This is a genomic window from [Scytonema hofmanni] UTEX 2349 (assembly GCF_000582685.1).
Taxonomy (GTDB): domain Bacteria; phylum Cyanobacteriota; class Cyanobacteriia; order Cyanobacteriales; family Nostocaceae; genus Hassallia; species Hassallia hofmanni.
In genome coordinates this window covers 2609278-2623632 of the sequence record NZ_KK073768.1, presented here as the reverse complement: position 1 = coordinate 2623632, position 14355 = coordinate 2609278, and the positions used below count along the sequence as shown (strand labels likewise).

13 protein-coding genes are annotated in these 14355 nt (G+C 42.6%); 8 read left to right on the top strand and 5 right to left on the bottom strand.

Translation table 11 applies throughout. From position 1 onward, the window contains the following. Positions 1-138: 138 nt before the first annotated feature. Together TOL9009_RS0116645 and TOL9009_RS0116640 are read right to left on the bottom strand one after the other, a co-directional pair. A complete protein-coding gene (locus TOL9009_RS0116645; RefSeq protein ID WP_029633794.1) occupies positions 139-861 on the bottom strand; it encodes an SDR family NAD(P)-dependent oxidoreductase in 723 nt (240 codons plus the stop codon). Positions 862-923: 62 nt separating this feature from the next. Further along, complete coding sequence (locus TOL9009_RS0116640) at positions 924-1679, bottom strand: glucose 1-dehydrogenase (protein WP_029633793.1); 756 nt, start codon at positions 1677-1679, stop codon at positions 924-926. Positions 1680-2030: 351 nt separating this feature from the next. On the opposite strand from TOL9009_RS0116640, the gene der reads away from it, so the two are divergent. The 8 genes from der (at position 2031) to TOL9009_RS0116600 (ending at position 11002) form a co-directional block, all read left to right on the top strand. Beyond that, the gene (gene der / locus TOL9009_RS0116635; RefSeq protein ID WP_029633792.1) at positions 2031-3395 is read left to right on the top strand and encodes a ribosome biogenesis GTPase Der; all 1365 of its coding nucleotides are present in this window, start codon (positions 2031-2033) and stop codon (positions 3393-3395) included. Between the two features lie 106 nt (positions 3396-3501). Further along, positions 3502-4431 (top strand): energy-coupling factor transporter transmembrane component T family protein, encoded by a 930-nt coding sequence (locus tag TOL9009_RS0116630; protein ID WP_029633791.1) that lies wholly within the window; start codon positions 3502-3504, stop codon positions 4429-4431. Positions 4432-4829: 398 nt separating this feature from the next. Continuing rightward, positions 4830-5108 (top strand): transcriptional coactivator PipX, encoded by a 279-nt coding sequence (gene pipX / locus TOL9009_RS0116625; RefSeq protein ID WP_029633790.1) that lies wholly within the window; start codon positions 4830-4832, stop codon positions 5106-5108. Next, entirely contained in the window at positions 5105-5770 is a 666-nt protein-coding gene (locus TOL9009_RS0116620; protein ID WP_029633789.1) for a YggS family pyridoxal phosphate-dependent enzyme, read from the top strand. The genes pipX and TOL9009_RS0116620 overlap by 4 nt, the downstream gene beginning before the upstream one ends. 482 nt (positions 5771-6252) lie before the next feature. Continuing rightward, positions 6253-6849, top strand: a complete 597-nt coding sequence (locus tag TOL9009_RS0116615) for a cell division protein SepF (RefSeq protein ID WP_029633788.1) — start codon at positions 6253-6255, stop codon at positions 6847-6849. Positions 6850-6935: 86 nt separating this feature from the next. After that, positions 6936-7748 (top strand): pyrroline-5-carboxylate reductase, encoded by an 813-nt coding sequence (gene proC / locus TOL9009_RS0116610; protein ID WP_029633787.1) that lies wholly within the window; start codon positions 6936-6938, stop codon positions 7746-7748. 56 nt (positions 7749-7804) lie between these two features. Then, positions 7805-8263 (top strand): four helix bundle protein, encoded by a 459-nt coding sequence (locus TOL9009_RS39460; RefSeq protein ID WP_051502929.1) that lies wholly within the window; start codon positions 7805-7807, stop codon positions 8261-8263. A gap of 66 nt (positions 8264-8329) precedes the next feature. Beyond that, positions 8330-11002, top strand: a complete 2673-nt coding sequence (locus TOL9009_RS0116600) for a DEAD/DEAH box helicase (protein ID WP_029633786.1) — start codon at positions 8330-8332, stop codon at positions 11000-11002. Positions 11003-11087: 85 nt separating this feature from the next. On the opposite strand, the gene TOL9009_RS0116595 is transcribed toward TOL9009_RS0116600, so the two are convergent. From TOL9009_RS0116595 to TOL9009_RS39455, 3 genes are all read right to left on the bottom strand, one after another. Continuing rightward, positions 11088-11444, bottom strand: coding sequence for a hypothetical protein (locus TOL9009_RS0116595; RefSeq protein ID WP_029633785.1), 357 nt, complete (start codon positions 11442-11444; stop codon positions 11088-11090). Between the two features lie 722 nt (positions 11445-12166). Further along, positions 12167-13693, bottom strand: a complete 1527-nt coding sequence (locus TOL9009_RS0116585) for a GH3 family domain-containing protein (RefSeq protein ID WP_029633784.1) — start codon at positions 13691-13693, stop codon at positions 12167-12169. A 64-nt stretch (positions 13694-13757) separates the two neighbouring features. After that, on the bottom strand, positions 13758-14297 hold the full coding sequence (locus TOL9009_RS39455) for an LbetaH domain-containing protein (protein WP_313770064.1): 540 nt from the start codon (positions 14295-14297) through the stop codon (positions 13758-13760). Between the last annotated feature and the right edge of the window lie 58 nt (positions 14298-14355).

The following is a 14355-nucleotide window of genomic DNA, read 5'->3' as shown; positions in this document are numbered from 1 at the left end:
AGAATGCGATCGCCTGCTCAAAAATTGTGTTTCCGACCCGATTTTCAGCAATATTTTAAGTACTATTGCTTATTGACAAATGGTATCCGACCTTAACCTATCACCAATGGAGGAGCCACTCCGAGTGCAACTTTGTCGCTAAGTCACAGGCTTTTCATACAAGCGTAGGAGACTACTATTCACCATAGATGCTGCGTCAGAAGCAAGCCAAGCTGTAAATTCGCCAATATCATCAGCACTAATCCAGGTTGGTTGACTGCGCTCTTTGCTGGTGCGAGTTGTCACCCAGCTATGAACAATAACTTCATTAATCCGCACAGCACTACCCTTGTTTTCCTGCATCAACACTTGAGCTAGCATGAGCTGTCCAGCAGCAGGAATGCTCACAGGGCTGACATTGGGAATCGGTACTTCGGCTGCGGCTCCTCCAATCAAGGTGTAACTAGCACCATGATGTTCTTGAAGAACAGGTAGAAAGGTACGGGCGGCGATGAAGTGACTGGTTAAATTACTATCTAAATATTGTTGCCATTCTGTGATTGAGACTTCAGTCAGAGGTTTGTTACCAAACCACCAACCACCAAGGGATGCAACTACAGCATCAAGTTTACCAAATTGCTTGAGCAGTTGGTCGCGAATGCTCTCGGCACTATCAATTTGCCCAATTTCTCCCACAATCGGGATCAAGCGATCGCCATCAGCAAGTTCACCTAAATAAGTGCGTAATTCTTCGAGTTTTTCGGCTTGACGCGACGGTACAGCTACTATGGCACCTGCTTTGAGAAATGCCCTAACAATGCCTTCTCCCACATTGCCTGTACCACCAAGAATTAATGCAACTTTGTTCTCTAGTTTGCTCATAATTGCTCCCTCATTTGTTTTTTTACAAATCAAAAAACTTTGACTCTAGACTCCGTAGGTTATCACGCAGCTAGTACCCCTCCATCGACAGCAAGGGTATGTCCGTTGACAAAATCGGTAGCATCAGAACACAACCAGATTACAGCATTAGCAATGTCATCGGGTTTGCCCAAACGTCCGGCGGGAACAAAATTTTCAAAAGCTTTGGTATTACCGCCAGTTGCCTGACTGAGCATTTCCGTTTCAATTGGACCTGGTGCGATCGCGTTTATCCGAATTTTTTTGGAGGCATATTCTACTGCTGCGGCTTTTGTCAACATCACCACAGCAGTTTTAGAGGCATCGTAAATCGATAAGCCGGGTGCTAAAGGACGAAAACCATTGATGGAAGATGTATTGACAATTGCCCCACCATTGCCTTGAGCCAACATTTGGGTAATTTCGTGCTTCATACAGAGAAAAACTCCCTTGACATTGACTCCAAAAACCCGGTCATAAGTTTGCTCTGTTTGCTCTGCCAGTAAAGCATTTTCACCCAGCATACCCGCATTATTAAATGCGATATCAAGCCTACCAAACTTATTGACAACGGCGGCAATGGTTGATTCTATGTCTGCTTCTTGAGATACATCGGCTTTCACAAATAAACCTTCACTTCCCACCTCATGAATCAAGCTGACGGTTTCACTGCCTTCTTCTTCCCGCCGTCCGACTACAACAACTTTGGCACCAGCATGAGCAAAAGCGATCGCCGTAGTACGCCCAATCCCAGAAGTACCACCAGTGACAAGAGCAACTTTGTTTTCTAACGGTTTCATCCAAATCTCTCCATTTCGAGTAACTAAACCCGGATTTCTCACAAATAAAAAAAGGGATCACAAACTGCTAAAATCTATATCTAGAAAGCATTTGAGCAGTTATAAAGCATGACCCCAGTCATAACAGATCGTATACCAAAATAGTTCACTTTTGAACGAGAAAAATTACCCCCACTAATAGTTAATTTCCAGGGGTATAATGACTAAAAGTTCTGCTAGCTTGTGGTTACGAAGAGTGGCTTGAGGAAGAGTGAGGGAAATTTTGAGACAAATCGCGATCGCTTACTTCCAATAACTAAACTGCACCCGAACTCGCTACAATAGGAATTTGCAGTATTCTGCACTCTATAGATGAAGTTACCTATTGTTGCAATTATCGGACGCCCGAATGTGGGCAAATCCACTCTGGTCAATCGTTTGGCTGGACAACAGTCAGCGATTGTTCACGATGAACCAGGAGTGACACGCGATCGCACTTATCTACCAGCTTACTGGGGCGATCGCGAATATCTCGTAGTCGATACTGGTGGTTTAGTATTTAACGATCAAACGGAATTTTTACCACTGATTCTCCAACAAGCTACTTTGGCACTCTCAGAAGCAAGTGCCGCGATCTTTGTTGTTGATGGTCAAGGTGGATTAACATCAGCTGATGAGGAAATTGCTGAATGGTTACGTCACCAAAGTGTACCCGTTTTGGTTGCTGTAAATAAATGTGAATCCCCAGATCAAGGTTTAGTTCAAGCTTCGGAATTTTGGCAATTGGGATTAGGTGAACCGTTCGCGGTATCTGGTATTCATGGTAACGGTACAGGTGAATTACTCGACGAATTAATTAACCACCTACCAATTGTCGAAAATATACCGCTTAATAATGAAATAAATGTGGCAATTATCGGTCGTCCAAATGTCGGCAAATCAAGCTTATTAAATGCTTTCGTTGGCGAAGAAAGAGCGATTGTCAGTCCCATTTCTGGCACAACCCGCGATGCAATTGATACCGTCGTTGAACGCGATGGACAAACCTACCGCTTAATTGACACTGCGGGAATTAGAAAAAAGAAACACATTGAATACGGTACAGAATTCTTTAGCATCAACCGCGCATTTAAAGCGATTCGCCGCGCCGATGTGGTTCTATTAGTAATAGATGCTGTAGATGGAGTCACCGAGCAAGACCAAAAATTAGCTGGACGAATTATTGAAGAAGGTCGAGCTTGTATTGTTGTCGTTAATAAATGGGATCTTGTTGAAAAAGACTCTTACACCATCTACGATTACGAAAAAGTTCTACAACAAAACCTGCATTTTACCGATTGGGCAGAAACGATTTTTGTCAGTGCCGTTAAAGGACAGCGCGTAGAAAAGATTTTAGAATTGGTGAACACGGCAGCCGAATCGCATAAACGTCGCGTCAGCACATCGGTAATTAACGAAGTCTTGGAAGAAGCAGTTAGCTGGCATTCGCCCCCAGCGACACGCGGCGGACGCCAAGGTAAGATTTATTATGGCACACAAGTCACCAGCCAACCGCCAACAATAGCGCTGTTTGTCAATGAGGCAAAACGCTTTAATGAAAACTATCGGCGTTACATTGAGGGACAATTCCGGAAACAATTAGGATTTAAAGGCACGCCAATTCGTTTATTGTGGCGGAGTAAGAAAGTACGTGACATGGAAAGTGGTAATGTCAATCGGGCAACTCGCGTAAAATGAAGTAGAGACGCGACCGGTCGCGTCTGTTATAAATTGTGGAGTATTTTAAGAAAGCAACTCGAAATTCCTCCGCGATGTTCATCGCGTCTCTAGTCCTAAGTTTATAATGGATTTACTGCGATCGCTTCCACTTGGTCTTTATCTCGAACAACCGATAACTTGGCTGCATAAACTCGATCCGCGTGTCAAGTTTTTCTGGTTGATGAGTTTTTTAACTACCTATATATACTCTAAAAACGAGTGGCGGGTATCACTGGTATTAATTTTAATTGTCGCTACCCTCATAGCCAAAATTCCTGTGCGAGTATGGCAACAGCAAATGGGTTGGCTGTTAACAGTCTGCTTTCTTGTACTTTTAATTGCCGCTATCAGTCCGGATGGATTGGGTGTAAATTATCAACCGCGTCTTCCCACATCTGAAAGTTCACAATTAAACAAAGCGAACTCAGGACAAGTGGAAAGCTCAAAAAAACAAGTTAAGAATCCCAAGGAATATACCTACGTTCGTTTTGAAGCTGGAGCAGTTAAAGTAACTCGTCACTCTTTAGATTTGGCAATCAGCTTGAGTACAATGTTGTTTATTTTAATTTACAGCACCAACTTGTATCTGCTGACAACCGCACCTGAAGAAATTACTGCTGCTATAGAAAACTTAATGCAACCGCTACGACGATTGAAAGTACCTGTGACCGAATTGACTTTAACTTTAACTTTGTCGTTGCGGTTTATTCCCCTAGTTCTTGAAGAAGTGCAAAATTTAATTCGCTCTGTGATGACAAGAGCAATAAATTGGAAAAAGCTAGGATTCAAAGGAAGCGCTAAAGTTTGGCTCTTGGTAGCAGAAAGACTGTTAGAAAATTTGCTATTACGCGCAGAACAAATGGCTAGCGCAATGATGGTGCGCGGCTTTACTAGTCCTAGCGAACATCGCGTACAATGGCACGAATTACGGTTTCAAACTCGTGATTGGGTAGCGATCGCAACTTTAATTTTATTTTGGGGAGTGCGGCTAGCTGTAGGAAGTGAGGTTTCATAAACGGTACGATCAAGCCTTGGTATTGGCGATCGCTCCCTTTAGAAAAGTGAAATTTCAGGTGGATTTTTGGCAAATTTGCACCCGCAAGCGGCAGCAATTATGGCAGCATGGTTATAGGGTAGGGACTGTTATGTGCCTTGAAAAGAATAGCAATTGAGTGTAGCCATAACAATTGTTGTGCCTGAAAGGTACCACAGTGTTGCAAGGCGATCGCTACTTTTATTCTCCAAAAGCTCATAATTGAACTACATCAATCTCTTAATAAACAAGGAATCGACATCAAAAGTTGGTTGTATGCTCGCATTTTGAGCAAATATTGTGTCCAGATAAAGCTATTATCGTCTGGATGTTTGTATTTCATGGCGAGAAGATATATGTACTTGTACCTTCATTATTAAATGAACTCAGAAAACTCAGAAACTTACATAAATCATCCAACTTGGGGTTTGCTCTACAGAATCTGTATGGTTGATGAAAACCAAGAGATGTTTACTACACTGTACGCCCAACGCTTATTTTTTTTGGTGGGAACAGACGCTAAAGGAATCAAATTTCAGTCTATAGGACGTACCGAAGCTCGAATGATGCTCGAAAATCGTTTACGAACCCTACGGCGGGCTGGACACTCTCAGGAGTACGATCAACTTCAGGGTGTTTTTCAACGCACTTTCCAATGAGTAGTTCGATTGACGAACGTATTACCACAATTCGCTCCTCACTTCCTGATTCAGTTCGGTTGATTGCTGTCACCAAGCAAGTTTCTACCGAGGTAATGCGTTCTGCCTATGCCGCAGGTGTACGGGATTTTGCTGAGAGTCGTATTCAAGAAGCTACCAGCAAACAAGTTGAATTACAAGACTTAACAGGTATCACCTGGCACTTTATTGGACATTTGCAAAGCAATAAAGCTAAAAAAGCGGTTTCCCAATTCACCTGGATTCACTCTGTAGATAATTTACAACTGGCGCAGCGCCTAAATCAATTGGCGCAAGAGTTAGGGGTGAGTCCCCAAGTTTGTCTACAGGTGAAAATTCTTCTTGACCCCAACAAATCGGGTTGGAGTGCGCCACAATTATTAGCTGACTTACCAGCGCTCGATCAATGCAAAGATTTGGGAATTCAGGGTTTGATGACAATTCCTCCTGCTGGATTGGATGATTCAGAAATATTATCTGTATTTAATCGTACCCGCGAACTAGCGGAAGAAATACAAAGACAAAACTGGTCAAATATAAAAATGCAGCATCTTTCGATGGGGATGTCTGGCGACTATCACCTGGCAGTGCGGGGTGGTGCAACAATGGTAAGATTGGGAACGATCTTGTTTGGCGATCGCTAATAGTAAAATATTCACATCACCAGGGATTTGGGGCAGCATTACCTCTAAATACAGAATAGTTTTTTAACCAGGTGGTTTGTGTAGGCAACAAAAGATATATTATGAACAAAAGCAAAGAAAAATTAAAATATGGATAATAAAAAGTTTTTTTTGGACACCTATTAGTATATAATTTTGACTCATTATTGCACAAAGGCAAGGTCAACTGAAGGCTCAAGTATGAAGGAAAAAATACCTCATCCATAAACGGATGCGGCTTAAACTAAAAAAAAATTTTACATTGGCGTGCAGCTCGGACAATAATCGTACCAAATGACACATTCGGCACCCATCCTTTATACTAAAAGTCATGACCAGAGCCTGTAATAGATGCTACAAAGAGCGATAATATTGCATATCCGTCAGTTCTTTGTAGCAATGAAAGTTGAGTGAATCAACTTTTCTCACATCACTAAAGATGGTTAATTCTTGGAGCGTAAACAATGAACAATATATTTTCTAAGCTCAGAGACTTCGTTGGTCTGAATGAACAAGTCGAATACGAGTACTACGACGAAGAACCAGATAGACAAAATTACCAAAATACATATCAAGAACAAAACGTCACGACCGCAGCAGCACCAGAAGAGCAAAGCCAACAAAATCGACGTTGGCGCGAACCCATGTCTACAATGGAAGCTGATGTAACAACAGGTTCAAAGCCTATGAGTAATGTTATTGGGATGCCAGGAGCAATAAATGGGATTTCTGAAGTATTGGTGTTAGAACCACGCACCTTTGAGGAAATGCCCCAGGCAATTCAAGCATTGCGGGAACGGAAGTCCATAGTGTTAAATTTGACAATAATGGACCCGGATCAAGCACAACGCGCAGTAGATTTTGTCGCAGGTGGAACTTACGCACTTGATGGACATCAAGAGCGCATCGGTGAAAGTATATTTTTGTTTACGCCAAGCTGTGTACAAGTTAGCACTCATGGTGGCGTACTTCACGAAGTACCCCAACCACCAGTTCGTCCCGCACGTCCTACAGGTGCAACTCCTACTTGGGGAAATCAAGCCAATCGGATGGCACAATAAGATTAGTCCAAAGTCAACAGTCAAAAGTCCAGAGTATATAGTTTTTGACTATTGACTTTTGACTAATGACTCTTGACTATTAACGAATGACTATTAAATTTGGCTTAATTGGTGGTGGGGTAATGGGAGAAGCGCTGTTATCCCGCCTTATTGTTAGAGGTATTTACCAAGCATCAGAAGTCATAGTAAGTGAACCCCAACCTTCACGTCAGAGCTATTTAGAGCAGAAATATGCTGTGACGGTAACACCAGATAATCGCTTGGTTTTCACTTCGGCAACAGAAGTTGTATTTTTAGCAGTGAAACCGCAGGTATTCAGCGCGATCGCTCAAGAATTAGCAGATGTCATCGGTACAAATTCCGAAGTGCTGGTAATTTCTATCTTGGCAGGTGTACCCCTGGTTCAGCTAGAAGCCGGATTTCCCCAGTTACCAGTAATTAGGGCAATGCCAAATACCCCAGCAACTGTCGGAGCCGGAATTACCGCAATATGTTTAGGTGCATATACACGTGTCGAACATTATAAAAAAGCACAAGAACTGTTTGCCGCAGTCGGGGAAGTTGTCGAAGTTCCCGAAAATTTGCTCGATGCAGTAACAGGACTTTCTGGTAGTGGTCCGGGTTATGTAGCTTTGATGGTGGAAGCATTGGCAGATGGTGGAGTAGCCGCAGGTTTACCCAGAGCGATCGCCTATCAGTTAGCTCTCTCTACCGTATTGGGAACCGCAACACTGTTGCATGAAACCAAATTACACCCAGCAGAACTCAAAGACCGCGTTACCAGTCCTGGTGGTACAACAATTGCCGGTATTGCTCAACTAGAAAAAGCTGGTTTTCGTTCAGCTTTAATTGAAGCAGTCAAAGCAGCTACAGCGCGATCGCAAGAATTGGGGAAATGAGGGGACTGGGGACTGGGGACTGGGGACTGGGAACTAGGATTAAGGATTAGGATATTATGGGAGATAAAGATTTTGAGTCTTTAGAATTCTACAAAGATAGCCTCAAGCTACTTAAGGCAGCTTATCGGCTAGCAGATAGTTTGCCAGATTATGAACGCTTTAATCTGAGCGATCAATTGCGACGAGCAGCCTGTAGCATAGTACTTAATATAGCTGAAGGTTATGGACGTTATCACTACTTAGAGCGGTTGCGTTTTTTGTATATTGCTCGTGGTTCCTTGGCTGAAACCAAAAGTGCTTTCATCATTGCTGAGAATCTGGGGTATTGCACCATAGAGCAATTAAACTGGGTGAGTCAAATTAACGAGCATATTGAAAAGGCTCTTAATGGGTACTGTCGTTTCATTCGCTCTCAACAACAAGGTGTAAACGAGTATGGCGATCACTATATTCGGGAGCAAGGAATTAAAGAAAATTCAGTCCCCAATCCCCAGTCCCCAGTCCCTAGTCCCTAGCCTCTTAACAAAGTTGACAAAATAGCCGTTAATATAGTAAACAGACTGGTTGCAAATGTCCCATACGTGAATTATCCTGCGCTGTCTCCAGAACTTGACCCTCGTAAGATATTTCCCTTTGAGTTGGATCAATTTCAGAAGGATGCGATCGCCTCGCTGAACGCTGGAAGCTCCGTTGTTGTCTGTGCGCCCACCGGCAGCGGCAAAACTTTAATCGGGGAATACGCTATTTATCGCGCTTTATCGCGGGGTAAACGTGTATTTTACACGACACCTCTAAAAGCGCTCTCAAATCAAAAGTTACGTGATTTTCGCTCAAAATTCGGTTTTGATCTCGTCGGATTGTTAACTGGCGATATCTCTGTCAACAGAGATGCGCCAATTGTAGTCATGACTACAGAAATTTTCCGAAATATGCTCTATGGCACACCCATTGGGCAAGTCGGCACCTCATTAGTAGACGTTGAGGTGGTGGTGCTGGATGAGTGCCACTATATGAACGACCGTCAACGAGGCACAGTTTGGGAAGAATCGATTATTTATTGCCCCCGTGAAGTTCAACTCGTAGCCCTTTCCGCCACAGTTGCTAATAGTGACCAACTCACCGACTGGCTAAATCAAGTTCACGGTCCAACTGACCTGATTTACTCTGATTTTCGCCCAGTCCCCTTAGAATTTAACTTTGGCAATCCTAAGGGGCTGTTTCCCTTGTTGAACGAAAGCAATACTAAAATTAACCCCCGCTTGGTTAAGAGGGGAAAAAGCAGACCGCAAGACAGAGGTAGAAGTGGTAGACCAGAAGCTCCCAGCATAGATTACACCCTAAGCCAGCTACAGCAAAGGGATATGCTACCAGCAATTTACTTTATCTTCAGCCGTCGGGGATGTGATAAAGCCGTTGCTGAGGTGGGTGATTTGTGGCTGGTGAATAATGACGAGTCCCAAGTGTTGCGGCGGCAAATTGACGATTTTTTAACTCGCAATCCTGAAGCCGGACGTTCTGGACAAATTGCCCCTTTATACAGGGGAATTGCCGCACACCATGCGGGAATTTTACCAGCATGGAAAGCCTTGGTAGAAGAACTTTTTCAGCAAGGACTGATTAAAGTCGTCTTTGCTACCGAGACATTGGCAGCAGGAATTAATATGCCTGCCAGAACCACTGTGATTTCCACCCTTTCTAAGCGTACCGACAGCGGACACCGTTTGTTAAACGCTTCCGAATTTCTGCAAATGGCGGGAAGAGCCGGACGCAGGGGGATGGACAAACAAGGTTACGTGGTGACGTTGCAAACTCCCTTTGAAGGAGCCAAAGAAGCGGCGTATCTGGCAACATCTAAACCTGACCCTTTGGTGAGCCAATTTACACCAAGTTACGGCATGGTACTGAACTTACTGCAAACTCACACCTTAGAACAAGCTAAGGAACTAATTGAGCGCAGTTTTGGGCAGTACATGGCTACGTTACATTTAAGACCAGATTATCAGGAGATTGCGGAACTGCAAGCAGAATTGGCGCAACTTCAAGCGCAAATAGCGGCAGTAGATGAAAAAGAAATTGCTGTTTATGAGAAATTGCGCCAACGGCTAAAAGTAGAACGGCAAATTTTGAAAACCCTGCAAGAACAAGCTCAGTCAGATCGGCAAGAAGAATTGGGCATGATGTTGAGCTTTGCAGTGTCGGGGACGCTTTTAGGTTTGAAGGGGAAGAATATTCCCGTATCAACACCTGTAACAGCGGTGTTAGTGGGGAAAAGCCCAGGCTCTGGTCAAGCGCCTTACTTGGTATGCTTGGGGCAAGATAACCGCTGGTATGTGGCAACGACTGGGGATGTTGTGGATTTGTATGCGGAACTACCGCGAGTTGAAGTTGAGGCTGATTTGTTACCACCCCCGGAAATGCCTTTAAAACCAGGACAATCACGCAGGGGTAATGAAAAAACAGCAGCGATGGCGCACCTCATTCCCGATCCGAGCGAGTTTGTGCAACAACCACAAGAGGTAGCCGAACAACTTAGCCGTGTTAGTGCTGTGCAAGAGCAAATAGAAGTTCATCCTTTGCATCAAGCCGGCAATCTCCCAGCAATTTTTAAACGCAAAGCCCGCTGCGTCGAACTCGAAGCCGAAATTCAACTGATGCAGGAACAAGTTGAACAACAATCCCAACGTCATTGGGAAGAATTTGTCAACTTAATTGAAATTTTGCAGCACTTTAACGCATTGGTTAACTTAGTCCCAACTCAATTAGGGCAAATCGCCGCCGCTATGCGCGGAGAAAATGAATTGTGGTTGGGTTTAGCACTGGCTAGTGGAGAATTGGATAATTTAGATCCGCACCATTTAGCAGCAGCAGCTGCGGCTTTGGTAACAGAAACTCCGCGTCCAGATAGTAAGGTACACTTCGAGTTAAGTAATGAAATAGTAGAAGCACTAGGAAAATTGCGGGGAATTCGCCGCCAAATGTTTCAATTACAACGTCGGTATAGCGTAGCGCTGCCTATGTGGTTGGAATTTGAGTTAATTGCCATAATCGAACAATGGGCGCTGGGTATGCCGTGGACAGAACTGTGCGAACATACCACTTTAGATGAAGGTGATGTAGTCAGGTTGCTGCGCCGCACTTTAGATTTATTATCACAGATACCCCATGTCCCCTATTTGCCGGAATCGTTGCGCCGCAATGCTTCTCGCGCAATGCAGTTGATTGACAGGTTCCCAGTTAATGAGGAGGTTGAATAATTTGGGAATGGGGCAAGGGGCATTGGGCATGGGGCATTGGTAATAATTCTTTTCCTTTCCCCCTTTCCCTTTCCCAATTCGCAATTTAATACACTAAAGGTTGCCCACCTGTGAGAGTACGGAAGACATTCATGCAGTATGGACAGTCGCAACCAAATAAAGCGATCGCTTGATTGCTTTCTGCTTCCGAAAATTCCAACATCGCAACATTTTTATCAGATTGCTGTACTGAACTTACTTTAACTGGGGTTGTTGTCTGTGAAACCCGCGTACAAACAAAGTTTTTGTATCCAGCATGTGGATGACGTATACATGCTTGACCATCTTTCATACGCAGGACTGGTTCTGCGGCATGTGCCGGATTTACTACCCCAATGATGGACATCATAGATGCAAAAATCGTCGGGCTGGAAAGTAAACTAAGTATTAATTTTCGGTTCATAAGTTATCAGGGAACATCTTACTGAACGATTACGTTATCCGATTAACTGTTACAGGTCAAGAGAGTATTTATCGGGAATATTCAATATTTGTAATATTTTCTTAACAAAATAAAGATCCGTTTTGTGTATAAGAGTAAAAATGGATATAGATAACGATAATCATTAGCAAAAAACGTACCTGTGGTATCATGTCTGTTTAATTAACATGAATAAAAATAACGCAACTAGAATTATGAAATAAGTAAGTCGGTGATACCAATTCTTTGTGAAGCTGCATAGAATTCTACCCCACCCCCTAACCCCCTACCCCGCAAGCGGGGAGGGGGAACTAGTAGTCCATGTCATAAGTTTTGAGGGGTTTCAACTTAGCAAAATAATTGATTTTTAAGGCTTTGGAAATTTGATTACCCATCAGAATTAATGACATAGACTACTAGATTCTTATTCCCTCCCCGCTTGCGGGGAGGGTTAGGGTGGGGTTCTTTAATTATGCAACTTCATATTAAATTGGTATGAGAATAAACCTAACTATGTAACAGAATGTAAAATCGGCATAACCGCAAGCGAATTGCTTGTCTGCGACACGCTCCGCGAACATTTCACTTCTCTACGAGACGCTTCTCTGCGAGAGGCTTGTCTGCGACACGCTCCGCGAATGCCAACGCGAACGTTTCATTCGCTTCGGACATAGGGTGATTTATTTAAACTGTTCTACTTAATCTTATTTACACTCATCGTTTCTTTCTTCAATAAGCGCGAGTAGTTCTGATTCGATGGGTGTAGTTGAGAGAATATCGTGTTTCAAGTCGCCCCATTTTTTGCCCGATCGCATTTTATATAAAGCGACAATTTCCGGGATGCGTGAAGATACCAATACTCGCACCGGTTGAAGTTGATTTAAAAGCCTTGCATAGCGATATTGAGGAGATTGTTGCAATGCATCATCTAATTGTTGCGCGAGTTGTTGAGGATTTACATTCGTTTGGTCGAGTAACAAAATGTAATGTTGCGGCTCCTTGACGGGTACTAAACTTTTAAAGGATGTTCCTTGTAAAGGTAAAGAATCGAGAACTTGACGGACAAATTCAGAATGTAGTTTCTCCCCAACTAAATCGCTGATTTCTTGAGTCCGTCCGAGAAATTGTAAACAAGGTGTATTTAAATAGAAATGGGTAACGCGAATGCGATCGCCTATTCGATAACGATATAATCCGCCTTTTTGAGAAAGAATTATTTCATAAACTCCGTTTATTTGCAATTCATGCAAGCCGTAAATTTTGCCGGCTTCATCTTCAAACTCAAAAAATACTTCATTGAGCATTGGTACGCATCCCCGCGCTGGAATTAAAGGGATAGTTAGCGGTGCTTCGGTAGCGAGGAGTCCTTTACCCTGTACTAAAACGTTGGGAAACAATGAACGCAAAAATTCCGCACCATCCGCAGCGTTAGCGCTATCCCAACAAGAGATAAGTTTGAGTTCTCCCCAAAGTTGCGTCCAGGGAATCTCTGTATTGAGAAGCATTTGGTGACGTTGAGGTGAAAGGCGATCGCCTATTTCTAACAAAAGTCGTGTACGATTACTTTGAATATAATCTAGGATAACTTTGAGAAAACTTGGACTCCAAATAGAGATAATTTCTAACTTTTCTTCGACTAAAAGTGTCTGAGAAAGTTTATTTTTAAATTCTTCCGCATCACCAATACGATTTAGTCCGCGAGGTGAAATCAAAAAAGGACTGAGAACCCACCTTAACCATCCATCTAGATATTCTGAATCATTGTTTAATCCGATTTCATCTTGTTTTTCTCCCAACTGTGGGGAAATGCAAAAGTATATTTTACCTGTAGAAAAGTTTGCCCCATGTACAATTAAATCGTATGCCCAAACACAGAACATTTGATTAAAAGAACTCAGCAAAGATTTTGTGTAAGGAATTAGCTTTGCAGCACCGCGACTTCCGGAAGTTTTTTCATAAAAAAGGATTGATTCAGATGTTAGTAAAGGCTTTTTAGTTTCCTTTTGTTGCAAAATTAACTTTTCAATATCGTGATATGCAACTATGGGGATGCGATTCCAATCAGCGAGAGATTTGATATTTAAAGATTTGCCATATTCACTTTGAATAAGACGTTGAAAAATCTCCTTTTGTACTTTTTTCTGGGTTGCTTGGGGATTTTTCAGTGTATGATGAAATCGATTGGCAGCAGGAGTAAGAAGCTTTGCGAATAACTTGATAATGAAATGCATTTTAAGAGTTTTTACCGCAGATGAACGCAGATGGACGCAGATAAGATTAAGATATTATCCGCGTTTATTCGCGTTCATCTGCGGTTGTAATTATTTCCTTGTTTTCAACTAGCTTATTCGGATAAATATGAGTGAAGACAGGAACGTAAGTTCCATCTGCAATTGTAACTCCTGGTGCTATGTGATTCCAAGCTCCTAAAAAGACATTGTTACCAATTTTTACTTTTTTAACATATAGCAATAAATCTTGTTTTTTTGGTTTGATGATGTGAGAATAAATGCCGACACCGTTACCGAATACGACATTATCGCCGATTTCAATTAAAGCGCGATCGCTTATTTCTAACTGCGGTGTCCAATAAACATTTTTACCCACTTTTGCCCCCCACAACCGCAACCACAATGAGAATGCACCGGGGATAAGCCGCAATAGTGTTTCTAATGCGGGAAAGGCAATATATATTACTTGTATTTGGTGACTTCCCCACCAAGGTGAATAATTTTTACCGCCTAAATAGCTGATTCCTTCTTTTAAAGGATAAAAATATTCATGTATTTTATATATCAATAATGGAAATACGTATAAAGAAATCAAAAGCGCCATAATACTTAATATCCCTGGATAAAAGCAAATCCAAAGGATTGATGCTGCTGTCAAAAGT